23 protein-coding genes are annotated in these 25,404 nt (G+C 57.3%); 6 read left to right on the top strand and 17 right to left on the bottom strand.

Features of this window, described 5'->3' with window-relative positions; genetic code table 11:
* Positions 1 to 14: 14 nt before the first annotated feature.
* Together AC13D2_RS06130 and AC13D2_RS06135 are read right to left on the bottom strand one after the other, a co-directional pair.
* Positions 15 to 1,199 carry an amino acid aminotransferase gene (locus AC13D2_RS06130; protein ID WP_292049685.1) on the bottom strand — a complete coding sequence of 395 codons (1,185 nt, stop codon included), beginning with the start codon at positions 1,197 to 1,199 and terminating at the stop codon, positions 15 to 17.
* Positions 1,192 to 4,710 (bottom strand): indolepyruvate ferredoxin oxidoreductase family protein, encoded by a 3,519-nt coding sequence (locus tag AC13D2_RS06135; protein ID WP_482938348.1) that lies wholly within the window; start codon positions 4,708 to 4,710, stop codon positions 1,192 to 1,194. Before AC13D2_RS06135 ends, AC13D2_RS06130 begins: the two co-directional genes overlap by 8 nt.
* Positions 4,711 to 4,867: 157 nt before the next feature.
* On the opposite strand from AC13D2_RS06135, the gene AC13D2_RS06140 reads away from it, so the two are divergent.
* A complete protein-coding gene (locus AC13D2_RS06140; RefSeq protein ID WP_292049687.1) occupies positions 4,868 to 5,347 on the top strand; it encodes an Lrp/AsnC family transcriptional regulator in 480 nt (159 codons plus the stop codon).
* A gap of 64 nt (positions 5,348 to 5,411) precedes the next feature.
* Here AC13D2_RS06140 and paaZ read toward each other — a convergent pair whose 3' ends face one another.
* The 11 genes from paaZ to paaG all read right to left on the bottom strand — a co-directional run bounded on the left by paaZ (position 5,412) and on the right by paaG (position 16,942).
* A complete protein-coding gene (gene paaZ, locus AC13D2_RS06145) occupies positions 5,412 to 7,457 on the bottom strand; it encodes a phenylacetic acid degradation bifunctional protein PaaZ (RefSeq protein ID WP_292049688.1) in 2,046 nt (681 codons plus the stop codon).
* Positions 7,458 to 7,548: 91 nt separating this feature from the next.
* Complete coding sequence (paaE, locus tag AC13D2_RS06150; protein WP_292049689.1) at positions 7,549 to 8,628, bottom strand: 1,2-phenylacetyl-CoA epoxidase subunit PaaE; 1,080 nt, start codon at positions 8,626 to 8,628, stop codon at positions 7,549 to 7,551.
* 13 nt (positions 8,629 to 8,641) lie between these two features.
* Positions 8,642 to 9,211: a 1,2-phenylacetyl-CoA epoxidase subunit PaaD gene (gene paaD, locus AC13D2_RS06155; RefSeq protein ID WP_292049690.1), complete on the bottom strand. Its 570-nt coding sequence runs from the start codon at positions 9,209 to 9,211 to the stop codon at positions 8,642 to 8,644.
* Positions 9,195 to 9,959 (bottom strand): 1,2-phenylacetyl-CoA epoxidase subunit PaaC, encoded by a 765-nt coding sequence (paaC, locus tag AC13D2_RS06160; RefSeq protein WP_292049691.1) that lies wholly within the window; start codon positions 9,957 to 9,959, stop codon positions 9,195 to 9,197. The genes paaD and paaC overlap by 17 nt, the downstream gene beginning before the upstream one ends.
* 12 nt (positions 9,960 to 9,971) lie before the next feature.
* The gene (gene paaB / locus AC13D2_RS06165) at positions 9,972 to 10,253 is read right to left on the bottom strand and encodes a 1,2-phenylacetyl-CoA epoxidase subunit PaaB (RefSeq protein WP_007155012.1); all 282 of its coding nucleotides are present in this window, start codon (positions 10,251 to 10,253) and stop codon (positions 9,972 to 9,974) included.
* A 16-nt stretch (positions 10,254 to 10,269) separates the two neighbouring features.
* Positions 10,270 to 11,262 (bottom strand): 1,2-phenylacetyl-CoA epoxidase subunit PaaA, encoded by a 993-nt coding sequence (gene paaA / locus AC13D2_RS06170; protein WP_007155011.1) that lies wholly within the window; start codon positions 11,260 to 11,262, stop codon positions 10,270 to 10,272.
* Positions 11,263 to 11,567: 305 nt separating this feature from the next.
* A complete protein-coding gene (gene paaK, locus AC13D2_RS06175) occupies positions 11,568 to 12,878 on the bottom strand; it encodes a phenylacetate--CoA ligase PaaK (RefSeq protein WP_292049692.1) in 1,311 nt (436 codons plus the stop codon).
* 61 nt (positions 12,879 to 12,939) lie between these two features.
* Positions 12,940 to 14,169: a 3-oxoadipyl-CoA thiolase gene (gene pcaF, locus AC13D2_RS06180; protein WP_482938359.1), complete on the bottom strand. Its 1,230-nt coding sequence runs from the start codon at positions 14,167 to 14,169 to the stop codon at positions 12,940 to 12,942.
* Positions 14,170 to 14,183: 14 nt separating this feature from the next.
* A complete protein-coding gene (paaI, locus tag AC13D2_RS06185; RefSeq protein WP_292049694.1) occupies positions 14,184 to 14,630 on the bottom strand; it encodes a hydroxyphenylacetyl-CoA thioesterase PaaI in 447 nt (148 codons plus the stop codon).
* The gene (paaH, locus tag AC13D2_RS06190; protein ID WP_292049695.1) at positions 14,627 to 16,147 is read right to left on the bottom strand and encodes a 3-hydroxyacyl-CoA dehydrogenase PaaH; all 1,521 of its coding nucleotides are present in this window, start codon (positions 16,145 to 16,147) and stop codon (positions 14,627 to 14,629) included. The genes paaI and paaH overlap by 4 nt, the downstream gene beginning before the upstream one ends.
* 3 nt (positions 16,148 to 16,150) lie before the next feature.
* Positions 16,151 to 16,942, bottom strand: a complete 792-nt coding sequence (gene paaG / locus AC13D2_RS06195) for a 2-(1,2-epoxy-1,2-dihydrophenyl)acetyl-CoA isomerase PaaG (RefSeq protein ID WP_292049696.1) — start codon at positions 16,940 to 16,942, stop codon at positions 16,151 to 16,153.
* A gap of 404 nt (positions 16,943 to 17,346) precedes the next feature.
* Here paaG and AC13D2_RS06200 point away from each other — a divergent pair, with 404 nt between their 5' ends.
* Positions 17,347 to 17,940 (top strand): phenylacetic acid degradation protein PaaY, encoded by a 594-nt coding sequence (locus AC13D2_RS06200; RefSeq protein ID WP_292049697.1) that lies wholly within the window; start codon positions 17,347 to 17,349, stop codon positions 17,938 to 17,940.
* 12 nt (positions 17,941 to 17,952) lie between these two features.
* On the opposite strand, the gene AC13D2_RS06205 is transcribed toward AC13D2_RS06200, so the two are convergent.
* From AC13D2_RS06205 to AC13D2_RS06215, 3 genes are all read right to left on the bottom strand, one after another.
* Entirely contained in the window at positions 17,953 to 18,852 is a 900-nt protein-coding gene (locus AC13D2_RS06205; RefSeq protein ID WP_292049698.1) for a haloalkane dehalogenase, read from the bottom strand.
* A gap of 122 nt (positions 18,853 to 18,974) precedes the next feature.
* Entirely contained in the window at positions 18,975 to 19,223 is a 249-nt protein-coding gene (locus AC13D2_RS06210) for a hypothetical protein (protein ID WP_292049699.1), read from the bottom strand.
* Positions 19,224 to 19,343: 120 nt separating this feature from the next.
* A complete protein-coding gene (locus tag AC13D2_RS06215; protein WP_292049700.1) occupies positions 19,344 to 19,688 on the bottom strand; it encodes a hypothetical protein in 345 nt (114 codons plus the stop codon).
* A gap of 154 nt (positions 19,689 to 19,842) precedes the next feature.
* On the opposite strand from AC13D2_RS06215, the gene AC13D2_RS06220 reads away from it, so the two are divergent.
* Positions 19,843 to 20,958 carry an AI-2E family transporter gene (locus AC13D2_RS06220; protein WP_292049701.1) on the top strand — a complete coding sequence of 372 codons (1,116 nt, stop codon included), beginning with the start codon at positions 19,843 to 19,845 and terminating at the stop codon, positions 20,956 to 20,958.
* Between the two features lie 80 nt (positions 20,959 to 21,038).
* A complete protein-coding gene (locus AC13D2_RS06225) occupies positions 21,039 to 21,461 on the top strand; it encodes a peptidoglycan-binding domain-containing protein (protein WP_292049702.1) in 423 nt (140 codons plus the stop codon).
* A 69-nt stretch (positions 21,462 to 21,530) separates the two neighbouring features.
* Here AC13D2_RS06225 and ilvD read toward each other — a convergent pair whose 3' ends face one another.
* Complete coding sequence (gene ilvD / locus AC13D2_RS06230) at positions 21,531 to 23,366, bottom strand: dihydroxy-acid dehydratase (RefSeq protein WP_482938349.1); 1,836 nt, start codon at positions 23,364 to 23,366, stop codon at positions 21,531 to 21,533.
* 146 nt (positions 23,367 to 23,512) lie between these two features.
* Here ilvD and AC13D2_RS06235 point away from each other — a divergent pair, with 146 nt between their 5' ends.
* Both AC13D2_RS06235 and AC13D2_RS06240 read left to right on the top strand, forming a co-directional pair.
* The gene (locus tag AC13D2_RS06235; RefSeq protein WP_292049704.1) at positions 23,513 to 24,769 is read left to right on the top strand and encodes an HDOD domain-containing protein; all 1,257 of its coding nucleotides are present in this window, start codon (positions 23,513 to 23,515) and stop codon (positions 24,767 to 24,769) included.
* Between the two features lie 56 nt (positions 24,770 to 24,825).
* Complete coding sequence (locus tag AC13D2_RS06240) at positions 24,826 to 25,404, top strand: LON peptidase substrate-binding domain-containing protein (protein ID WP_367187226.1); 579 nt, start codon at positions 24,826 to 24,828, stop codon at positions 25,402 to 25,404.

The raw sequence follows: 25,404 nt of genomic DNA on the forward strand, positions 1-25,404 counted from the left end.
GGCGGGACGGCGGCTTATTCGAGGATGTCGTTCATTGCGTCTGCCACCCTTGGCAGGACTCGATCGTTAAGCCCTGCTACATTGACGCGGCTGCTGTCGAGCAGATAGATACCATGCTCCGTCCGTAGCCGGGCAACCTGCTCCGGACTGATCCCTAGGAACGAAAACATACCTCGTTGACGGGCAATGAAACGGAAGTCTCCCACCGGGGCTAATGTGTCGGCAAAGGCATGGCGCAGGTGCAGTATGCGCTCGCACATGCCATTCAGTTCGTCCTGCCATTGGGCTCGCAATTTCTCATCTTCCAGAATGGTTTCCACGATGGCCGCGCCATGGGCCGGTGGCATGGAGTAGTGGGAGCGGATGATGCCAAGCAACTGACTCGTTGCCGCCGAGTTGACGGATGCCGTACCAGAGATCAGTGCCAGGGCTCCCGTGCGCTCGCGATAAAGCCCAAAGTTCTTGGAGCAGGACGCAGCAATGATCATTTCCGGCACGGCACCTGCCAAATGCCTCACACCTGCCGCATCAGCCTCGAGGCCTTCACCAAGACCCTGATAGGCCATGTCCACGAATGGCAGCAGGCCCTTGCGCTGAATCAGGCTGGTGACTTCTTTCCATTGCTCCAGGCTCAGATCTGCGCCTGACGGGTTATGGCAGCAACCATGAAGTAGCACCACATCACCCGCATTGGCGGTTTCAAGGGTTTCCTGCATGCCGGCGAAGTCTACCTCCAGGGTGTTCGGATTGAGGTACGAATATTCGCGGATGGTCAGGCCCGCTCCCCCCAGGAGTGGTAGGTGATTAGCCCAAGTTGGAGTGCTCACCCATACGGTGATGTCCGTTTTACACAGGCGTAGAAACTCTGCCGCCATGCGTAGGGCACCACAGCCGCCTGGGGTCTGGACAACGGAGGTTCGGCCATCTCTGATCAGCGGACTGTTGTCCCCCAGGATCAGCGCTGCCATGGCGTTGTTGAAGCCAGCAGAGCCTGCGGGCCCGACATAGCTCTTGGTGGTCTCTCCCTCCAGCAGGCGCCGTTCGGCTTCGGTCACGGCGGCCATGATGGGCGTGTTGCCGGCGTCATCCTTGTAAACGCCAATACCCAGGTCCACCTTATCCGGCCGGGTGTCTTCCCGGAATTGCAGCATCAGTTGCAGGATCGGGTCTTGTGGCAGGGGATTCAGGGCTTCAAACATGATTCGCCTCCTTATCGGCCTGCTGGGTGCGGATGAGGGTTGGGCGGCCGGTGTCGAGCGCCTTGACCAGTTGGGTCTGTTTTTCGCGGATGGCGTCTGCCGCCTGTTCGCGTACAGGCCCGTAGCCTCGAACGTCGGCTGGCAGTTCTGCCAGCTGCAGGAAGGTTTCGTAGTTGCTTGCGTCCAATTCCTGCCCAATCCGGGTGATCAGGCGTTGATAGTCTTTCAGCATGGCGCGATCCAGTTTCCGGTCTGCAGAGTAACTGAACGGGTCCACCGCGGTTCCGCGCAGGCCGCGGAATTTTGCCAACAGCCGGAAGGCCCGGAACATCCAGGGGCCGAACCGGCGCTTTTTTGGGCGTCCCTGGGCATCGGTTTCTTTGCCGAGCAGGGGCGGTGCCAGGTGGAAGTGGACCTTGAAGTCACCTTCAAAAGTTTCCTGCACTTCTTTCATGAAGTCCGTTTCCGCAAACAGCCGGGCCACTTCGTACTCGTCCTTATAGGCCATAACTCGATACAGTTGCTGTGCCACGGCACGGGTCAGGAGCAGGTTTGTCTGACCCAGGGCTTCCTCGGCTTTCCGGACTTCGGCAACACCGGCCCGGTACTGATCGGCCCAGCGCCGGTTCTGATAGTTAACCAAGTGCCCGTGACGGGTCTCGATCAGCTCATCAAGGGTCGGCTCGGACTTGGCATCCACAACGTTCGCGCCGCCGGTGTCCAGCAGGTCCGTTACCGCGCTCAGATCAACAGCCGCCACACGGCCCCAGCCGAAGGCTTCCTTGTTGCGATCAACGGCAACACCGTTGAGTTCGATGGCCTTCATCAGGGCCGCTTCAGACAAGGGCAGCAACCCTTTCTGCCAGGCAAAACCAAGCATCATGACGTTGGAAAATACGGTGTCCCCGAACAGCTTGTCGGCGATACCATTGGCATCAAGCTGACCAAAGTGGTCCTCGCCAACGGCATCCCGGAGCAGGCCGAGCCGCTTGTCGGCCTTCATGTCGGCATCGCGGAAGAGCACATAGTCGGCGGTGGGCAGTTCCGCTTCGTTGGCGACAATCCGGGTGTGGTTCGGCCTCAGTACACTGAGGGCCTTCTGGGAGGAAGCCACCACCAGATCGCAGGCAATAACCGCATCGGCCTGACCATTGCTGATCCGAACCTGATTCAGCTTGTCAGGGGATGGCGCCAGGCGCACGTAACTCAGTACCGTCCCGCCTTTCTGGGCAAAACCCATGAAATCCAGTACCGAGGCGCCCCGGGATTCCAGGTGTGCAGCCATGGTGATCAGTTGGCCCACGGTAACGACACCTGTACCACCAACACCGCCAACGAGAAGATCGTAAGAGCCGGTCATTTCCGGCAGGTTTGGCTTTGGGGTAGCTGCCAGCTTGGTGGTTAGCATCAGGCCGGTATCCATGCCTCGGGACTTGCGCAGTTGCCCGCCTTCAATGGTGACAAAGCTGGGGCAAAAGCCATTGACGCATGAGAAGTCCTTGTTGCAGGAGGACTGGTCAATCTTGCGCTTTCGGCCCAGTTCGGTTTTACGTGGCACAACCGACAGGCAGTTGGACTGCACCGAGCAATCGCCACACCCCTCACAAACGTGGTGGTTGATAAACGCCCGCTTTGCCGGGTCCGGGAACTGCTTGCGCTTGCGACGCCGGCGCTTTTCGGCGGCACAGGTCTGATCGTAGATCAGCACGGTACAGCCTGGAATATCCCTCAATTCCCGTTGAACCACATCCAGTTCGGAGCGGTCGTGGAAAGTGACGTCGTTCGGAAACTGGTTCTCATGCCCTTTGTACTTCTCGGGTTCATCGCTGAGCACCACGACCCGGCGAACGCCTTCGGAGGCTACCTGCTGGGCAATCATGGGAACGGTGATCTGGCCATCCACCGGCTGGCCGCCAGTCATGGCGACAGCGTCATTGAACAGGATTTTGTAGGTAATATTGATTCCGGCTGCTACTGCCTGGCGGATAGTCATGGAGCCCGAATGGAAGTAAGTGCCCTCGCCAAGGTTCTGAAACACATGAGGGTTGCCGGTGTAACGGCTCTTGCCGATCCAGTTGACCCCTTCACCACCCATCTGAATCAACGATTCCGTGTTCCGGCCCATCCAGGAGGCCATGAAGTGGCAACCGATGCCCGCCAGTGCCTTGCTGCCTTCGGGCACTTTGGTAGACGTGTTGTGAGGGCAGCCGGCACAGAAATAGGGTAGGCGCCTGACACCGCCCGGATCCTGAGCATTGGACATGACGCTGATCTCGGCCATGCGCTCACTGAAGTCGACAGAGAAGAACCGGCCAAGCCTGGCAGCAAGGAAGCCGGCAACCAGTTTCGGGCTCAGCTCACCGACGTAGGGAATCAGCGGGCGCCCCAGTTCATCCTGCTTGCCGGTAATCAGTACCTCGCCGGGGCGATCCGGCTCGGACATGTACTCTTTGATCTGGCTTTCGATGATGCCCCGCTTCTCTTCGATGACCAGGACTTCTTCCTTGTCATGAACGAAACTGAGAATGCCGCGGCGCTCCAGTGGCCAGACCATGCCGATTTTATAGATATCCAGCCCCAGGTCCCGGGCTTTGTCTTCATCGATTCCGAGGAGATCGAGAGCTTCCAGCAGGTCCAGGTGGCCCTTGCCGGTGGTCACAATGCCGAAACGGGCTTGTTGATTGTTGTACAGGCAGCGGTCAATCGGGTTTGCTCGTGCAAAAGCCTGCACGGCCGCCAGTTTGTGTTCGATCCGGGTTTCCAGCTGCGGGCCAGGCAGGTCCGGCCAACGATAGTGAAGACCGCTCTCGGGTGCCGTGAAGTCGTCGGGGGTTACAAACTCCGGTTCGGGTGGCAGGTCGACGGAGGCGGCGCTTTCCACCGTCTCGGAGATCGCCTTGAACCCCACCCAGCAGCCACTGTAACGGGACAAAGCGTATCCCCATAGGCCGAATTCCAGATACTCGGCGATGTTAGCCGGGTTGATGGTGGGCATGAAAAAACTCATGAACGCCACGTCGGATTGGTGGGGCATGGAGGATGACACGCAGCCATGGTCATCACCTGCAACCACCAGAACACCGCCATGGGGAGACGAGCCGTAGGTGGTGCCGTGTTTCAGTGCATCGCCTGCGCGATCCACTCCGGGGCCCTTGCCGTACCAGAGGCCAAACACACCATCCACCTGCCGGTCATCGTCGGTTTCCACCTGCTGGGTGCCGAGCATGATGGTAGCGGCCAAGTCTTCGTTAATAGCCGGGACGAAATCGATGCGGTTATCATCCAGCAGGGTTTGGGCCTGCCAGAGCGCCTGGTCATACGCGCCGAGAGGGGAGCCGCGGTAACCACTGACCAACCCCGCCGTGTTTAATCCCTGTTTACGATCCAGAGCTGCCTGCATCAGGGGTATGCGGACCAAGGCCTGTGTTCCTGTCAGAAAAACCCGACCTGACTTCCGCAAGTAGCGGTCTTCGAGTTTGTACTGGTCAAGCTGAGGGGAATCGGCGGACATGGAGTCCTCCTTTTTGTCGATATTATGACCAAAATTCTAGAGGGAAGTTCGCAAAAGGTGCTTGCGAATTAGGCAGCAGTCTGGATGGTTTGCGAAAGATTATTTTGTTAGACACAATGCTTAGAAAGGATATTGCACGAAAATAAGGTGTTACTAAATGAAACGGGTTGATCTCGATAAGCTGGACCAGAGAATCCTGTCGGTGCTCCAGCAGGATGGTCGTATCAGTAACCAGCTATTGGCGGAACAGGTGGGGTTGTCGCCAGCCGCCTGCTGGCGGCGGGTTCGGACCCTGGAGGAAAATGGCGTGATCCTGGGATACAGTGCCAGATTGGATCCTGAAAGCGTCGGGCAGGGGCTCTGCGTGCTGGTAAACCTGTCATTGCAGAGGCACAACCTCGACAGCACGGCGGAGATCGAGCAGCAGGTCAGCAGCTACCCGGAGGTGCTTCAGTGCTTTGCCGTAACGGGGAGCGCCGACTTTGTCCTGCGGGTCGTGGTACGAGACATGGCCAGTTACGATCGATTCCTGAACAGCAAGATCTTTACCTTGCAGGGCATTGCCCAGGTGCATTCAAACTTCGCATTGCGGGAGATCAAGAACACCGAGACCATCCCGGTGGATGGTCTGGTGTGAGGTGATTGAAGCAGAACCCGGACAGGTGCCTGAAGGGTTGGGGAAAAAGCCCGGGAGCCCGAGGTTATTCGGGCTTTTTTGCAACCAGTGTCAGAATATCGTAGCTCGCAACCAGTTCGTCGTTCTGATTGTGAACCTGCACATCCCAGACCACTACACCCTGAGGGTGTCCGTCTGGCGATGTCCGACCCTGATCGATTTTGCGCTTGCAGGTTAGCCGCGCCCTGATCGTATCCCCAGGGGCTACGGGTTCGATAAAACGCAGGGTGTCCAGGCCATAATTCGCCAGAACCGGACCTTCTCCCGGAGACACGAACAGGCCTGCCGCGGCGGACAGTACGAAGTAGCCGTGGGCAATGCGCTTTCCGAACTGGGATTCCCGCGCTGCAAGCTCATCGAAGTGCATGTAGAAATGGTCGCCGGAGAGGCAACCGAAGTTGACGATGTCTGCTTCGGTAACGGTACGGCGGTGGGTCAGCAAGGACTCGTTGATCTGGAGATCCTCAAAGTGGCGGCGGAACGGGTGAACCTCAGTTTCGATAACATCAGCCCCTCGCACATACTCACGGGTTACCGCTGCCAGCATACTGGGAGAGCCCTGGATTGCCGTGCGCTGCAGATAGTGGTGTACCGCGCGAATGCCACCCAGTTCTTCACCTCCGCCGGCGCGGCCAGGACCGCCGTGCTTGAGCATGGGCAGGGGAGAGCCGTGGCCCGTAGATTCTTTCGCCGCTTCTGCGTCCAGCAGGTGTAGCCGGCCGTGGAAGGCGGCAAGCAGTGGCGCGACTTTGCCGGCAATCGCGGGGTCGCGGGTGGTCAGAGTGGTGACCAGGGACCCGCGGCCTTTCGAACACAGGTCGACAGCATCCTCAATGGTGTCATAAGGAACCACGGTGGCGACCGGACCGAACGCTTCAATATCATGGGCTCCGCAGCCGTTTTCCGGGTTTCGGCACAGCAGCAGGTGGGGCTCAATGAAGGCGCCGTTCTCGGTACCCTCGCCGGTGGGCTTGAAGTTGCCCTCGCCGCCGACCACCAGTTCACTGGTTTTGAGCAGTTCCTGGATGTTGGCTTTTACATCTTCCATCTGGTCAATGGAGGCCAGTGCCCCCATCCGCACGCCTTCCACGGAAGGATCGCCAACGGTGATTTTTGACAGTCGCTCTTTCAGCTTGTCGCAGACCGCATCGGCCTGGTTTCTGGGCACCAGAACGCGACGGATCGCGGTACATTTCTGACCGGCTTTGGCGGTCATCTCGCGGCCCACTTCCTTGACAAAAATGTCGAATTCTTCGTGCTCGGGGGTTACGTCTGGCGCGAGGATTGCGCTGTTCAATGAGTCGGCTTCCGCATTGAACGGGATCGAGCGGTTAATGATGTTCGGGTGGTTTCGAAGCTTACGTGCGGTGGTGGCGGATCCGGTGAAGGTGACCACATCCTGTTCTTCGAGGTGCTCGAACAGGTCGCCGGTGCTGCCGATGATCAGTTGCAGGCTGCCCTCCGGCAGGGCACCGGATTCCTGCATCAGGCGAACCGCCAGTTCGGTCACGTAGCAGGTGGATGTAGCCGGTTTTACGATGGAGGGCATGCCCGCCAGGAACGTAGGCGCGAATTTCTCCAGCATGCCCCACACCGGAAAGTTGTAGGCATCAATGTGAACGGCCACGCCGCCCCGGGGCACCAGGATGTGAGTGCCGGCAAAGTGGTTGTTTTTGCCGAGTGGTGTTATCGGGCCTTCGTGCACCACGTTGCCGGAAGGAAGCTCACGCCGCCCCATGCTGGCGTAGGAAAACAGCGTGCCGAAGCCGCCATCAATATCGATGCCGTTGTCACCCTTGGTCGAGCCGGTGTGCATTGACAGTGCGTAGAGTTCTTTTTTGTGTTCCTGAAGGTATTGAGCCATGGCCTTGAGTGCCAGAGCGCGCTCCTGGAAGTCCATGGCCATCAGGTTCTTGCCGCCAACGGTGCGGCCGTATTCCACGGTTTTCTTGAAATCGAGGGTATCGTCGTGGGTGTGCGCCACGGTCTGGCCGTTGATGGCGCTGGGCAGGGCCTTGGCGGCCGTGTCACCGACCCACTGGCCGGCAATGAAACTTTTCAGGACTGACATGGGGAACTCCGTTCGTTTCTGAACTGCCAAGGCAAGCCCCGCTTGCGTGGAACTTGCCTTGCTCGTGTTTTGCTTGTAGGTCTTCTGGAAACTACATCTCGTCGTAATCCAGAATCACCTTGTCGCTGATCGGGTAGCACTGGCAGGAGAGCACATAGCCGGCTTCCACTTCGTAGTCTTCCAGAGCAAAGTTCTGGTCCATTTCCACTTCGCCTTCTAAAACCTTTGCGCGGCAAGTGGAGCAAACGCCGGCTTTGCAGGAGTAGGGCAGGTCCGCGCCTTCTTCGTTACCGGCATCCAGAATGCTTTTGGTGTCTCGAACCAGTGGGAACGTCAGGGTGCGGCCATCGGCAATCACGGTGACTTCGCTCACCGACTTCGGATCTACCTGGGATGGGGCTCTGTCCTTGCGGGCTTGGGGCGCACCACCGGCCGGCGTGAACAGCTCGAAGTGAATCCTGCTTTTGTCCATGCCGTGGCGAAGCAGCGAGTCCCGCACGTCTTCCGTCATTAGCTGGGGGCCGCAAATGAAGGCTGCGGTGAGCTCCTTGGCGTTTATCCAGTGATCAAACAGCGCGTCGCATTTGTCATGGTCAATTCGCCCGTTGTACAGGTCAATGTCCTGCTCTTCTCGGGTGAAGATGTAAACCAGGTTCAGCCGTGCCATGAACTCATTCTTGAGATCCTGTAGCTCGTCCCTGAACATGGTGCTGCTCGTGGCCTTGTTGCCGTAGAACAGGGTGACCTCGCTTTTGGGCTCGGTTTCCAGTGTCGTCTTGACGATCGACAGGATCGGAGTAATGCCGCTGCCAGCGGCTACCGCCAGGTAGTTGCCTTCCCGCTCGGGGTCCAGATCAATGGAGAAGTGGCCTTGGGGGGGCATGACTTCCAGCGTTTCTCCGGGTTTCAGCTGTTCATTGGCAAACGTGGAGAAGCGGCCGCCCGGAACCTGTTTGACCGCAATACGAAGCTCTTGGTCGTTAACACTGCGGCAGATCGAATAGGAGCGGCGCACTTCCTCTCCATCCAGCTGCGTTCTGACAATCAGGTGCTGGCCCTGCTTGTAGCTGAACGTGTCTGCCAGATCCTTAGGCAGATCAAAAGCAAGTGATACGGCGTTTCTTGTTTCGGGTCTGATCTCTTTGAGGGTCAGTGAGTAAAATTTATTCATGATCGTATCGGCTCTAGATGCATTTGAAATAGTCGAAGGGCTCGAGGCATTCCGTGCAGCGATAAAGGGCTTTGCAGGCGGTTGATCCAAACTCACTGACCTGTTCCGTATCCGTGCTGCCACAGTGGGGGCAGGCAATGATGTCCGGCTCTCCAAGCAGGCTCAGTTTGCTGGAGCTGCCTTCGGGGGGAGCGATTCCGAACGCCCGAAGCTTTTCTTTGCCTTCGGCTGTGATCCAGTCGGTGGTCCAGGCCGGGGTCAGCACCTGGTTGATGTTCGGGGCCCGGAAGCCTGCGGCGCGCATGGCTTCGATGATCAGTTCTTCGATCAACTCGGTAGCTGGGCAGCCGGAATAGGTAGGCGTGACATCAATGGACAGTTCTTTGCCATCCCATCTCACGGCACGGACAATCCCGAGCTCTACGACGCTTACCGCCGGCACCTCAGGATCCTTTACCGCTTCGAGAAGTGCCCAGATGTCATCCTCGGTCAGCAGATCGGGACGGGCGTTTGCCGGCACCCGATCGCTGGCAATCAGAATGTCGACGGCTGACCGGCTGTCTGAGTTACCAGGTTGTGGCATCGGGATAGGCCCTTTGCAGGAACTGCATTTCTGCCAGAATAAATCCAAGGTGCTCGGTGTGCTCGCCGTGTTTGCCGCCCATGTACATCCAGGCGTCATCGGCACCCGGTGTCAGCGTTGCCTGGGTGAGCACTTCATTGACCATTTCGCGCCAGTTGCTGGCAAGCTGGTCTGGCTCTGGGCCAATGCCCGCCTCGGCCATGATGTGATCTGTATCGTCCGGGGTAATCAGTTCGCCCGTAAAACGCCAGAGGATATCCACGGCGTCCTGCATGCGGCGATGGCTTTCCTCGGTACCATCGCCCAGACGCTTGATCCACTCGGAAGACCGGCGCAGGTGATAGGTGGCTTCCTTCAATGCCTTCGCAGCAATACCGGCAACGCGTTCATCGCTGGAGTCGACCAAACTCTTGAGCGTCAAGTAATGCCATGCATCAAAGAAGAACTGACGGCCCATGGTGACGGCGTAATCCTCATTGGGCTGCTCAGTCAGCAGCAGATTGCGGTAATTATGGGCATCGCGGCGGAACGCCAGTTTGTCGGCATCGCCACCGTCATCAATCAACTCTGCGGCGTATTCGTACCAGTTGCGGGCCTGGCCAACGAGGTCAAGGGCAACGTTCATCAGCGCCAGTTCTTCCTCCAGCGCCGGGGCCTTGCCACACAGTTCGCACAGTCGCTGACCCAGGATCATGTCGGAATCTGCCAGGCGTAACAGGTATTCCTGTAATGCTTCTGCTTGTGTCATTGGAACAGCTCCTTACATGTGTCCGACTTCATCGGGCAGCTCGTAGAAAGAAGCGTGCCGATAAATCTTGTCTTCCGACGGGTCGAAAAGTACTTCTTTCTCGTCGGATGCGGAGGCTGTAATGGTGTCCGAGGGAACAACCCAGATGCTCACGCCTTCGCTGCGGCGTGTGTAGAGGTCGCGGGCGTTTTCCATAGCCATCTCGTTGTCAGAGGCATGAACGCTGCCCACGTGCTTGTGGTTCAGGCCGTGCTTGGACCGTACAAAAACTTCGTAAAGGCGCCATTCAGACATGTGTATTCCTCCGGTATCAAGCGGCTTGAGTGCGCTGTTTTTGTTTTTTGGCATAGGCGACGGCCGCTTCGCGAACCCATCGGCCCTCGTCGATTGCTTTTTTGCGAGTGTTGATGCGCTCGCGGTTGCATGGGCCGTTGCCCTTGAGAACGTCGTAGAATTCCTGCCAGTTGATCTCGCCAAAATCGTAATGACCGGTCTCTTCGTTCCACTTCAGGTCCGGATCCGGCGCAGTGCACCCGAGGAACTCGAGCTGGGGAACGGTCTGGTCAATGAACATCTGGCGAAGTTCGTCGTTGCCCTTGCGCTTGATCTTCCAGGCCAGGGATTGCTGTGAGTTCGGGGACTCATCGTCGTGCGGGCCGAACATCATCAGGGACGGCCACCACAGGCGGTTGATTGCGTCCTGCACCATGGCCTTCTGTTCGTCTGTACCTTCACGCATCAGGTCCAACAGAATCTGATAGCCCTGGCGCTGGTGGAAGCTCTCTTCTTTACAGATGCGAACCATGGCGCGGGAGTAGGGGCCGTAGGAAGTGCGCTGAAGCACCACCTGGTTGACGATGGCAGCGCCATCAACCAGCCAGCCAACGGCGCCCATATCAGCCCAGTTCAGGGTTGGGTAGTTAAAGATGCTGGAGTACTTGGCCTTCCCCTGGTGCAGCTTTTCGATCTCTTCATCTCGATCAGCACCGAGGGTTTCCATGGCGCTGTATAGGTACAGCCCATGCCCTGCCTCGTCCTGGATCTTGGCCATCAGTTGAAGCTTGCGTTTAAGGGTGGGCGCGCGGGTGACCCAGTTGCCTTCCGGCAGCATACCAACGACTTCAGAGTGGGCGTGCTGGGAGATTTGGCGAACCAGGGTTTTGCGATAGCCTTCAGGCATCCAGTTCTTGGCTTCGATCTTGATCTCGGCGTCGACCTTTTCCTGAAATTCGCGCTCCTGGGGCGACATCTCTTCTTTCGTTTTAAGGCGCTTGCTGCCTGTTTCAACGAGCTGGGCGTACATATTTTACCTCCGAATCGGGCTTATCGTTCTGCTGCTTCCGGGCGCGTGCGGCCCGTCGGTCGTTTCAGAGCGTTACCCTCATAATATATGACACTGAATAAAAATCAAGAATCATCTTTGTGTGTCATGTTTTGTTTTATGATAAGCATTATTTTATCTAATTGGCTGTTATAAATGGAAAAATTTAAAACCAAGGTGATTTTTAAAATCACCGGAAATAATAAAAATAAAAAATATAAGAAATCAGTTGGCCGAGAAGAGCGTGATCGGACTACGACCCGGTCACGCTCTGGCGCGAAAGGAACTTACGGATTGCGACGGTCGAAAACCCGTTTGGCCTTGCCTTCGGAACGCGCAATGCTGTTTGCCTCAACCACGTGGATACGGGTACTGATGCCGATGTACGACTTGATGTGATGAGCCAGCTCTTTGGCGGCCGCAGCGCGAATCTCTGAACTGTCAGACGTGCCAGGTTTCAATTCCGTGCGTATGTCAACGCAATCCAGGTTGCCCTCTTTATAGACCTCGATTTCATAGTGTGGTGCTAATGCGCTGCACTTCAGAACCTGCTCTTCAATCTGGCTCGGGAACACATTTACGCCACGGATGATCAGCATGTCATCGCTGCGGCCCGTGATCTTGTCGATACGGCGCATCGGGCGTGCAGTCCCCGGCAGCAGGCGGGTGAGATCACGGGTACGGTAGCGCATGATCGGTAGTGCCACCTTGGTCAGGGACGTAAACACAAGTTCGCCATACTCGCCGTCCGGCAGAACATCTCCGGTCACCGGGTCGATGATCTCGGGATAGAAGTGGTCCTCCCAGATGGTGGGGCCATCCTTGGTTTCAAGGCACTCCATACCCACGCCAGGCCCCATAACTTCGGACAAACCGTAAATATCCAGCGCCTGGATGCCCAGGCGCTCCTCAATTTCGGTACGCATGGCGTTTGTCCAGGGTTCAGCACCGAAGATGCCAAGGCGCAAGCGTAGTTTGTGCGGGTCAACGCCTTGCCGCTCCATTTCGTCGGCGATGTTGAGTATGTAGGACGGTGTCACCATGATGATGTCAGGCTGAAAATCGGTGATCAGCTGAACCTGCTTCTCCGTCTGGCCTCCGGACATGGGAATGACGGTGCAGCCCAGGCGTTCGGCACCGTAATGGGCGCCCAGGCCCCCCGTGAACAGGCCGTAACCGTAGGCAACGTGTACTTTGTCGCCGCGGGAACCACCACCGGCCCGAATGCAGCGGGCAACAATGTCGGCCCAGGTGTCGATGTCGCCCTGGGTGTAGCCGACCACAGTGGGCTTTCCCGTTGTGCCGCTTGAGGCATGAACCCGAACGACTTCATCCATTGGGGTGGCGAACATGCCAAATGGGTAATTGTCCCGAAGATCTGATTTGTTGGTGAACGGAATTTTGGCCAGGTCGTCCAGCGATTTGATGTCCATTGGCTTGAGGCCGATTTCATCAAACGCTTTGCGATAGAAGGGGACATTGGTATAGGCATGGGCCACGCTCCAGCGCAGGCGCTGGAGCTGTTCGTGGCGAAGCTCGTCAATGCTGGCGGTTTCCATTCGGTCGAGGTTGCCGAGTTTTTGTGATGGTAGGTTCATAGGTTTGTCCTGCGCTTATTGTGCTTAACGTTTGTACTTAGCGGGCGCTGCACCTGATCGTTCAGGCAACGTTCTCCACCCTCTCAATAATCAAAGCGATGCCCTGCCCAACGCCGATGCACATGGTGCAGAGTGCATAACGGGCTTTCTGCCCCTGCTTGTGGCGGCGCTCGAGTTCATTCACGGCGGTTGTTACCAGGCGCGCACCACTCATCCCAAGAGGGTGTCCCAGGGCGATGGCCCCACCATTCGGGTTGACGTGTTCAGCGTCGTCGGGCAAACCGAGATCGCGAGTGACGGCAAGTGCCTGAGCGGCAAAGGCCTCGTTTAATTCAATGACGTCCATGTCCGCCAGTTCCAGTCCGGCCGTCTTCAGTACTTTTCGTGTCGCCGGAGCGGGGCCGAAGCCCATGATGCGTGGCTCAACCCCCACTGTTGCCATGGCGACGACCCTGGCCCTTGGTGTCAGGGTGTATTGCTTTATTGCATCGGCATTGGCGAGCAAGAGTGCGCACGCACCATCGTTGACGCCAGAGGCGTTGCCCGCTGTCACGGAACCGTTTTCGCGAAAAGGGGTCGGCAGTGATGCCAGCTTCTCTACGCTGGTTTCCCGGGGGTGTTCATCGGTGTCAACCACCAGCGGGTCCTGCTTGCGACGTGGAACGCTGACCGGCGTGATCTCGCTTGCGAGCCGGCCGGCAGACTGGGCTTCAGCTGTTCGCTGTTGGCTTCGCGCAGCGAATGCATCCTGATCTTCCCGGGAAATACCAAACTGCTCTGCAACGTTCTCGGCGGTTTCAGGCATGGAGTCGATACCGTACTGTTTTTTCAGTACTGGATTGACGAAGCGCCAGCCAATCGTGGTATCGAAAATTTCCGCTTTCCGACTGAAAGGGCTTTCGGATTTGCCCATCACAAAAGGCGCACGGGACATGGATTCGACACCGCCTGCGAGCATCAGGCTGGCTTCGCCGGTGCGGATTGCCCGTGCAGCGCTTCCGATTGCGTCCATGCCTGATCCGCAGAGGCGGTTAATGGTGCTGCCGGGCACGTCGATGGGAATGCCGGCTAACAGCAGTGACATCCGGGCAACGTCACGGTTGTCTTCCCCCGCCTGGTTAGCGCAGCCATAAAGAACGTCATCAATCTTCGACCAGTCCACGCCCGGGTTGCGTTCCATCAGGGCTTTCATCGGGATGGCCCCGAGGTCGTCGGCCCGAACGGGTGCCAGGGCGCCACCGTAACGGCCGATCGGGGTGCGTATGGCGTCAACGATGTAGGCGTCTTGCAAGAGATTACTAGTGGTCATGACTGTGGCTCCGAATTAATGACAGGGCCGCGGACCTGGTAGGATTTTCCCCGGAAGAGGGCAACGGTGCGGCCATCCTGATTGGTTAAAGTGATGTCGTACACGCCGGTTCGGCCACCACGGGATTGCTCCTCAGCGGTGGCAGTCAGTATGTCGCCAGCCTTGGCGCCATACATGTAGTCGATGCTGCATCCGGAGGCGACGGTTGCTTTGTCGTAGGTGTTGCAGCTAAAGGCAAAGGCGGAGTCGGCCAGGGTAAACAGGTAACCGCCATGGCAGGAGCCATGCCCCTGGATCATGTCTTCGGTGACCGTCATGCTAAGAACGGCCCGGCCTGGAGCAATAGATTCGATTTTCATGCCAAGTTTCTGGCTCGCCCGGTCACGGGCAAACATGGCTTTGGCGCAATTCTCGGCCAGTTCTTGTGGGGTGTTTTCGTTCATTTGTAAAATCCCTTCCCGGCGTGATGGTTTTTACGGAGCAGCAGTGCTGGCCGGTAACGGTCCTCGCCATAGCTGTTCTGAATATTGGTAAGAGTCTGGAGCACCCGGCCATTGCCCAGTCGATCGCTCCAGCTAAGCGGACCTTCGGGGTAGTTCAGGCCTGCTTTCATGGCGAGGTCGATGTCTTCTTTGGTCGCAACGCCGTGCAGTTCCGCATCGGCGGCTTCGTTCGCCAGTGTGGCTACGGTGCGCATGACCACCAGGCCGGGGCGGTCCTTAACAGCGCTTACGGCGATATTCGTCTTTTGAAGCAGGGCAACGGCATCGTGACGTGCCTTTTCGGAAGCCTGGTCTGAGAAGCAAACAGCCAATCTGGTGGCTTTCCCAAAGTCGAATGCCAGATCAAATAACGTCAGATCTGGAGTGCCTTCCGCTTGGGCGCGCTCGGTTGCCATCCGGCCGTCAGTGAGTGCCAGTACCGCATCTCCGAATCGAATCTGCCCGGGGCCATCACGCTCGACGATTTCCAGGCCGGCGTCGCGGAAGCGGTTGATCAGCGCAGAGGCTGGCCCCAGGTCGCCTTCAACGACCAGTGTTGTGTCGTCACTCTGTCGAGCTGGTTCGGTGTCTGGTGCCGGGCGTTCACTTCCATCGGTATAGCTGTAGAAACCCTGTCCGCTCTTGCGGCCCAAGCGGCCGGCTTCCACCAGTTCCTTCTGGATAAGGGAGGGGAGAAAACGGGCGTCCTGGTAGTAGGCCTTGAAGACTGAGTTGGTTACCGCGTAGTTGACGTCATGGCCGATCAGGTCGGTTAACTCAAACGGGCCCATCCGGAAGTTTCCTGACTCCCGGATGATGGCGTCCAGCGTCGCCGGGTCGGCAGCGCCTTCCTGGAGCAGTCGAAGGCTTTCGGCATAAAAGGGTCGTGCTACCCGGTTAACGATGAAGCCGGGCGTTGAGGTGGCAAATACGGGTTTCTTGCCCCAGTTGGCCGCAGTAGCGTGGACAATCTCCGCCACAGCATTGTCCGTAGCCAGACCTTTGACGACTTCCACCAGCGCCATCAGAGGGGCCGGGTTAAAGAAGTGCATGCCGACCAGTCGTTTGGGATGGCGGAGCTTGGCGCCAAGGGCGGTCACCGAGATCGACGAGGTGTTAGTGGCCAGAATGGCGTCCTCGCCGCACAGTTCTTCGAGGTCTGCCAGCAGCGAGTGCTTGATCTCGAGATCTTCAACAATAGCCTCAATGACCATTCTGCTGTCGGCGACTTCCGAAAGGGCGCTGACCGGCTGAATGCGACCGACAATGGCGTCGACGGTTTGTTGTTCCATCTTGCCTTTGTCCACCCTGCGCTGCAGTTGTTTTGCAATGCCATCCCGGCCGGCGGTAGCGGCGCCATCGCGCTGGTCGTGAAGATAGACCTTGTGACCTGCCTGGGCGGCCACCTGGGCGATGCCGGAACCCATGGCGCCGGCACCGATGACGGCAATCGTGGTCTGGGTATCAAGTGCCTGCATTGATTATTTCCCCTTGAAGGTCGGCGTGCGTTTTTCCATAAAGGCGGCAACGCCTTCGCGGTAATCCTCGGAGCGGCCGGCCATGCGCTGGAGGTCCCGCTCGAGATTGAGCTGCTCTTCAAAGGTGTTGCTGGAGCTGGCGTGCAAGGCCCGTTTGATAAGCGCAAAGCCTTTGGTGGGCTGAGTGGCAAAGTGCCGTGCCAGTTTCATGGTCTCTTCCATCAGCGTTTCGTCGTCAACGCAGCGCCAGATCATGCCCCAGTTCTCGGCCTGCTCAGCACGGATTTTGTCGCCAAGCAGAGCCATGCCTTTGGCGCGAGCCATCCCGGCAATCCGAGGCAGTGTCCAGGTACCACCGGAATCGGGTATCAGGCCCAGTTTGCAGAAGGCTTGCACGAAGCTCGCTGAACGAGCGGCCAGCGTGATGTCGCAGGCCAGAGCAATGTTGGCGCCAGCGCCGGCGGCAACCCCGTTCACGGCACAAAGGACCGGCATGGGCAGGTCTCTCAGGCTTCGCATCATGGGGTTGTAGTACTTTTCCAGGGACTCGCCCAGATCAGGGGCGTCCTGATCCGGCGCAACACTGCGGTCAGACAGGTCCTGGCCCGCACAGAAGCCCCGGCCGGCGCCGGTAATAACCAAGACACGAACAGAGCTGTCTTTACGCACCTGGCTGATGGCCTTTCGCATCTGCTCGTGCATATCAACGTTGAAGCTGTTCAGGTTGTCTGGACGGTTAAGGGTAAGCTGGGCCACACCCTGATCGATTTCCAGAAGAATGCTCGGTTGAGTCATGGCGGTGTCCTATAGGTGGAGTGATGGGTGGTTATCGATAAAGATTTTTTGCCCTGTTTTTGTCTGGACGAAACGAGCAGGCCAGTACCCGGAGTCGCAATAATGTGACGCTCTGATGGCACGATGGCTAATTTCTAAATCAGTATATCTATTAGTTGATACCGGTCAAGGTTTTGTGAATGCATATTGTGTATCATATTATGATGTCTGTGCGCTAGTGGCATAAAATATTGAAAATAAACAATATTATTGATTTTATAATGTTTAATTCGTGGGAATTTACGGATATTTTGCCGAATTTGTGTCTATATTTCTTCGGTATAATGTCGGAAAATGGTTCTTGAATTTAAGAAAATGAATCAGAAATGTTGGCGAACTTTGAGCTTCGGAAAGAGGAGAGATGCATGCCGAGTTACAGCATTGAAGGCGTTCAACCTGTCGTTCATCCATCTGCATACGTACACCCAACCGCGGTATTGATCGGAGATGTGTGGATCGGCCCCGATTGCTACGTGGGACCGGCCGCTTCCTTGCGTGGTGATTTCGGCCGGGTTGTGCTCAAGGAGGGTTCGAATATCCAGGACAACTGCGTTATGCATGCGTTTCCTGGCATGGACACCGTGATTGAGAAAAATGGCCATGTTGGACACGGCGCGATTCTCCACGGCTGCACGGTTGGGGAGGATGCAATGGTTGGTATGAATGCGGTGGTCATGGATGAAGCAGTGATTGCTCCCCGCTCCATTGTTGGCGCCTGCGCTCTAGTGAAGGCAGGTTTTCAGTGTGAGCCGGCCTCGTTGGTTGTTGGGGCGCCGGCCCGGGTCATTCGGACGTTAAGTGACAGTGAGGTAGCGTGGAAAGCCAAGGGCACGGAGGAATACAGACGGCTGACTCTGCGATGTCATGCAAGTCTTCAGGAGTGTCGGCCACTAACCGAGGCGGACAGTGACCGACCCAGGGTTGATGCTGGCGATTTCCAGCCCAAGCATCAGTCTTGACGATTGGCGGCCTTAGGCCGCCATTTCAGACTTGCAGGCATCAATAATAATGCGTGCAAAATCGTCAGGAGAATCTTCCTGTAGGAAATGCCCGCCGCGCAACGTGATGTGCGGCTGGCCATGGGCGCCGGGGATGCGGCGTTGCATGTATCGGTCTCCACCCCGGGTAATAGGGTCGCCGCTACTGAAGCAGGTAATAAACGGCTTTTTCCAGGTTTCCAGAATGCGCCAGGCTGCCTTGTTGGCATCGCTTGAGGGGTCTTCGGCGGAAACGGGGACCAGTTTCGGGAATGCACGGGCACCCGCCTTGAATTCTGCCGACGGGAAGGGTGCTTCATAGGCTGCAATTTCGGCCTTGCTCAAGGCCCTTTCCGTTCCAAGCTGAACAATCCGTCCGACTGGAAACCACGGGCTGTGAGTGGCAAAGGTTTTCCACAGCGTGAATACGGCCGGCACTGGGGTGTCCCCGGTCGGCAGCATGCCGTTGCCAACAATGATCCTGCGGAATAGGTGAGGGTGTTCGGCCGCCAGTCGAAGGCCCAGGAGTGAGCCCCAGTTCTGGCAAACCAGAGTGATGTTCTTCAGTCCCTGGGCCTTAAGCCACTCGGACAGCCATGCCATGTGGCGCTCGTAACTGTAGTCGCTTACATCGGCTGGCTTGTCGGATTTACCGAACCCGATCAGGTCGGGGGCCAGTACCCGATGTCCCGCTTCCGCCACCAGTGGGATCATGTGACGATAAAGGTACGACCACGACGGCTCGCCATGCAGCATCAGCACGGGCGATGCGTCCCTCGGGCCTTCGTCTACATAGTGCATTCTCAGGCCTGGTTCTACGTCCAGATAATGAGGGGAGAAAGGGTAATCCGGAAGACGTGCGAAGCGGGCTTCATCGGTTCTCAGAATACGCATGCCATCGACTGTCCTGACTGAGTGGTTGCGTGGCTGGTGTTACCGCAGCCTTCAGGAATCAGGATAAATCAGATGGGAATTTAGTGTGTTTGGTTTACGTAACAGTGCGTTGACTGTTTGAATCAGGATGCTTTGCTGAAGAGTTCGTCCGGGTCGTCAAGCCGCGCCAATGCTGCATCGCAGCAATTCAGGGCACCGCAGTCGTCTGCCGAGCACAGGGCAAGAGTCTGACAGTGGCCACCATGGGACCGCAATTCTTCGTTGTGGAAAATTCGGCCACGGGACAGGGTAGAGCGACAATGCCCGCACAGTAGTGTGGGTACGGCACTGCTTTCCGAAGCGATGGCGTTGTAATGTTCTGTTTGTTGCATAAATAAACCTCCATTACCTCCAACGTAAGGTCGAACTGTGACAATTCAAAGTCAGTTCCGCGAGAAATAGGGCAAGAACTACGAAAGTATGCCCGAAAGGGCTCATATATCAGGGCGACTTCAATGATCCGGGTCGACAACCGGGCGGCGATTCGAGCGTTTGTCTTCCCAGTCCAGGGACTTCGGGTCGTACCAGCCGATTCTGTCGAGGACCTTCTCCCGTGTGGCAGGCGACAGCGTTGGCCACAGTTCCTGAAAGTCTTCCAGGCCCTGCTCCCGTTGGCGAGCCTGTTTACTCTGCAGGCGACGGATGATCTGCGGCAGCTGCAGGGCTTCGCCCAGCTGGCCCGGTATCAGTACTTCCTGGCCCATTACTTTGCGGCGGTGCGTTCTGGCTGCCAGCACGCGATTGAGGGCAGCGACCGCATCCAGCGCCGTTTCAATATCAAACTCTTCGTTATCCAACGTCGCGACCTGTTTAACGAATGACCAATAACCGTCCACTATAACCTGAAAGCCGCTAGACTGGCCACGATGGCGTGGTAGTCTAGGCCCATTCAGACAGATCCGCAGCCCACCCACCGTGAGACGACTGCACACAGGTTCAGGGAATTGCACTATGTACGGAAAACTAGAGACACGGACCTTTCTGGCCATGCTGGTTGGGGTTTCCCTGGCGTTCATTCTTCTGATGAAGCCTTTTTTTGGCCCTATTTTCTGGGCTGTGGCCATCGCGCTGATTTTTCATCCGGTTCGTGAGTACCTGGCGCGGCGGTTAGGTGACCGTCCCAATACCATTGCCCTGCTAACGCTACTGATATGCATGGTGATCGTGGTTATACCTGTGTTGGCGCTGGTGACGTCGCTGGTGGCAGAGGGATTGTCCCTGTATCAGCGAATCCAGGAGGGGCAACTACGCCCCGGCGACTACATTGACCGGGTTATCCAATCGTTTCCGGCCATTGAGTCGTTTTTCGCCCAATTCGGTATGGACTTTGCCGAGGTGAGAGATCGCGTGGTCAGTGCTTTCGTGGGGGGCAGTCAGTTCCTGGCGAAACAGGCGCTCGGTTTTGGTCAGAATACCTTCCAGTTCTTTTTGGGGCTGGCGCTGATGATCTACCTGGCGTTTTTCCTGCTCCGTGATGGCAGCAAACTGGTGGATTTGTTGATTCGTGCGCTGCCGCTCGGAGACGAGCGAGAGCGTCTGTTGTTTGCCAAGTTTGCGGAGGTCACCCGGGCTACGGTCAAGGGTAACTTGCTGATCGCCGTTATCCAGGGCGCGCTCGGGGGTGGTATTTTCTGGCTTCTGGGCATTCAGGGCGCGCTTCTCTGGGGTGTGGTGATGGCGATTGTGTCCCTGCTTCCCGCCGTTGGCGCGGCTCTGGTCTGGGTGCCTGCGGCTCTTTATCTTGCCGCGACAGGGGAAATGCTGTCGGCAATTGTGCTAACGGCGTTCGGGGTGATCGTGATCGGGCTTGCGGACAATCTGCTTCGGCCGATTTTCGTTGGCCGGGATACCAAGCTGCCCGACTACATTGTTTTGCTCTCTACCCTGGGTGGAATAGTGATGTTCGGTATTAATGGATTTGTGATGGGCCCATTGGTCGCGGCCCTGTTCATGGCGTTCTGGGGTATTTTCATACGTGAGTTCGGGGAGTCGGCCGAGGCTCTGTCAGGGAGTGTGTCTGTCTCCGCTACAGAATCACAACAATCGGATCGGTCCGGCAGTGCTTAAAATATGGTAGCCTCTGGTCGTAATGTCCATCCTGTAGGGACTGGCAACACAATAAAAACGACAGGTAACTGGAGTAGATCATGGCTAGGCAGATATTCACTCACGTTCGTATGTTGGCTGTTATCCTTGCGGGGGCAGTGGCCCTGGCAGCGGCACCCGCTGCGTCAGCAAACGATACCGTGGCGCTAAAGAATGCCCTTTATGCGGCGGGTTATGACATCAACAATGTCAGTCCGCAAATGGATGACACCACGCGCTCGGCGTTGACCGCGTTTCAAAAGGATCAGGGGTTGAACGCCTCTGGTGTACTTGATGACGCCTCCAAGAAAGCGCTGGGTATGGTTCACGTTCAGGTTGCGGCGGCGAGCTCGTCCAACACCGGGGCGTCACAGAATGCAGGCACTTCTGGTGCAGCCGAAGAGCCGGAAAGAGACCAGCCGGCAGAGCAGGCGGAAGAAGGTGATATCGAGGAGGACGATGACGGTGGGTGGTCCTTCTTCTAGATTTAAAACCTTGCTTTCCCCGTTCTGAAGTCGGGCCCGGCGTAGTTTCTGCGCCGGGCCCGCGTGCTTTCAGCCCAATTTTTCCAGATTTCTGACCGCGCCTTTGTCAGCGCTGGTTGCCAGCAACGCATAAGCCTTCAGCGCGGCCGAGACTTTACGCGGTCGCGACAACTCGGGCTTCCAGCCTTTCTTATCCCGCTCCTCACGTCGACGGTTGAGTTCGTTCTGGTCTATCTCCACGTTGATGGACCGGTTGGGAATGTCGATACGAATCAGGTCACCGTTCTCAATCAGCCCAATGGCGCCACCCGCAGCCGCCTCGGGTGAAGCATGGCCAATGGAAAGACCCGAGGTGCCGCCGGAGAAGCGGCCGTCAGTCAATAGGGCGCACTCTTTACCCAATCCCTTCGATTTCAGGTAACTGGTGGGATACAGCATTTCCTGCATGCCGGGGCCGCCCTGGGGGCCTTCGTAGCGGATAATCACCACTTCGCCAGGCTGGACCTCATCATTGAGGATACCTTCGACCGCGGTGTCCTGGCTTTCGAATACTCGTGCATTGCCTTCGAATACGTAGATGCTTTCGTCTACGCCGGCCGTCTTGACCACACAGCCGTCCAGGGCAATATTGCCGAAGAGAACGGCCAGGCCGCCTTCAGAGGAATAAGCGTTTTCAACGGAACGAATGCAGCCTGTCTCGCGGTCGCCGTCCAGTGAGGGCCAGCGTGTGCTCTGGCTGAAGGCCGTCTGGGTAGGAATGCCGGCAGGGCCAGCCTTGTAGAATTCGACCACTTCGGACGTGGGCTCCTGCATGATGTCCCAGGTTTTCAGGGCCTCACGCATGGTTTTGCTGTGTACGGTGGGCAGGTCGGTGTTGATCAGCCCGCCCCGTTCCAGTTCACCAAGAATGCCCATGATGCCGCCTGCGCGGTGAACGTCCTCCATGTGGTATTTCGGTGAATTCGGCGCCACCTTGCAAAGCTGGGGGACCCGGCGGGACAACTGGTCAATCTCGTTAAGGGTAAACGGCACACCGCCTTCCTGGGCTGCTGCGAGCAAATGCAGGATGGTGTTGGTGGAGCCGCCCATGGCGATGTCCATGACCATGGCATTCTCGAACGCTTCCATCGAGGCAATGCTCAGAGGTAGAACGCTGGCATCGTCATCCTCGTAATAGCGGCGGGCATTCTCCACAATCTGTCGTCCGGCTTTCAGAAACAGGGCTTCGCGGTCGGAGTGAGTGGCGAGCATTGAGCCGTTTCCTGGCAAGGCCAGACCAATGGCTTCGGTGAGGCAGTTCATGGAATTGGCTGTGAACATGCCGGAACAGGAGCCGCAGGTGGGGCAGGCACTGCGTTCGTACTCTGCGACCGTTTCGTCATCAGCGTTCGGGTCGGCAGCGATGACCATGGCATCCACCAGGTCGAGCTTGTGCTCCGAGAGTTTGGTCTTGCCGGCTTCCATGGGGCCACCGGACACGAAAATCGTGGGGATGTTCAGGCGCATGGCGGCCATCAACATGCCCGGGGTGATCTTGTCGCAATTGGAGATGCAGACCAGGGCATCTGCGCAGTGGGCGTTGACCATGTATTCCACGGAATCAGCTATGATTTCTCGGGAGGGAAGAGAATACAGCATCCCGTCGTGTCCCATGGCAATGCCGTCGTCCACGGCAATGGTGTTGAATTCCTTGGCGACACCTCCAGCATCTTCGATTTCCCGGCATACCAGTTGCCCCAGATCCTTGAGGTGCACATGGCCGGGTACGAACTGTGTAAAAGAGTTGGCGACGGCGATGATGGGTTTGCCGAAATCTTCGTTCTTCATGCCGGTGGCGCGCCAAAGAGCACGTGCGCCAGCCATATTACGACCTGCGGTGGATGTCCGCGAACGATACTGGGGCATGGTTGTCTGGTCTCTCTTTCTGTAGCTTGATCAATAGGGGGAGCGCAAGAGGATACCAGATTACCCGTTGATCGCATGGTTGTTTTGACGAGACGCGCTTACAATGTGTAACAAAGTCGATGAATGATTTATCAAGGAGTAGCCCTATGGCTGGCCAGGAAAGCCTGCCTCTGCGTCGTCTCAAGCAATTTCAGCCGCTGAATCGGCTAACTGATGACCAGCTGGTTTTGCTCGCAAGTCGGGCTGAAAGAAGAACCCATGGTCCGGGCCAGCGAGTGGTGGAGCGTGGTGTGCGGGATGGTCTGGACATATTCCTGATCCATGGCAGCGTAGAACTGGAGTCCATTGACGGCCGCAAGTCCATCATCGAGGCCGATACCGACAAGGCGATTAACCCCATTGCCCGGCTGCAACCCCGGATGTACAACGTGACCGCCATCAAGGCGAGCGAATTCCTGGTTATTCAGCAGGACATCCTCAACCAGCTATTGCGGGCCGCACCGGTGCCACAGGTGGAAATGGATTCCGGTGACGGGGTTGGCGACGAGAGCAGCGAAGAGCACCACCTGCTGATGGAATTCTATGCCGAGCTGCGCTCCAATCAAGTGACCCTGCCAAGCGTGCCGGATGTAGCCTGGAAAGTGCGCAGAACCGTGGACCGAGAAGACTCCACGGCGGATCAGGTTGCCAGTGCCATCTCGGCGGATCCGTCGATGGCCGCCAAACTGGTTCGGGCTTGCAATAGTCCCCTGTACCGCGGATTCAGCGATGTTCGCAATGTCCGCGAGGCCGTTATCCGGTTGGGTATGCGCACCACGCGCCAGTTGGTTACGGTGTTTTCGATGCGTGAGGTGTTCAAAACCAGGCAGGCTTCGTTGCAAAAGGAAATGGACAAACTCTGGCGCCATTCCCGTGAGATGGCGGCGCTGTGCTGGGTGCTCGCGGATAGCGCTACCTCCATTAATCCGGAGGAGGCGTTGCTCGCAGGGCTGTTGCACGATATCGGTGTGGTGCCGGTGCTGGTGCAGGCGGAGCATCACGTGAATCTGTTTGCCGATCAGGCCAACCTTGAGCATGCCATCGGCGAGCTCAGGGCCGATGTGGGGACCGCTATCCTGGAAAGCTGGTCGTTCCCTACTGGCTTTCTGGAGGCGACAAGGCATGCGGAAGACTGGGGATATGAGTGCCGGGAAGCCTCGCCCCAGCTGGTGGATATTGTGATAGTCGCCCAGTTGCATGCGATGATTGGATCCAGTCAGAACAGTACCCTGCCACCGTTTGACGAGGTGCCTTCCTATCGCCGTCTTGGTGAGCTTGAGCTAAATGCGTCCCGAAGCCTGCAATTGCTGACGGAAGCCCGTGCAAGGGTGGACGAAGTCCATCGCCTGCTTTCAATTCATTGAGGATATGACACGGTGGTCATTCCTCCGGAGCGTGTTTGCTGGTGACAGTACTAACAATGAATGTACCTCTTTTCCCGCTGAACTCTGTTGTGCTGCCCGGGGGGCGGATTCCCCTGCAGCTATTCGAACCCAGATACATCGATATGCTCACCCGTTGCCTCAAGGAAGATCGGGGATTTGTGGTCGTCCTGCTCCGGGACGGTCTGGAGACCGGTAAATCAGCGGCCTTTTACGATATTGGTACCTATGTCCGCATTATCGATTTCCAGCAGTTGGATAATGGTTTGCTGGGTATTACGGTTGAAGGTAAGGATAAAGTAACGGTGGTGCGATCCTGGCAACAGCCAGATGGATTGAATGTCGGGGACGTGGAGTGCTTGCTGGCGGAGGAGGAGCAGCTGATTCCTGAATGTTTCGCGGAGCTCCCCTCTGTGTTGAAGGCGCTGTTCCGCCATCCGGTCGTCCGGGAACTGGACATGGAAGTCGATTACGACGACGCCAGGGACGTGGGCTGGCGGCTGACCGAGCTACTGCCGCTGGATAAGCAGGAAAAGCAGCGGTTGGTGGAGCTTCAGTCACCCCTGGAACGTCTGGAACGTCTGCTGGGGCTGCTGGAAGCGCTGGAAGAAAGCTGA

The sequence above is a fragment of the Marinobacter sp. B-12 genome (assembly GCF_056857915.1).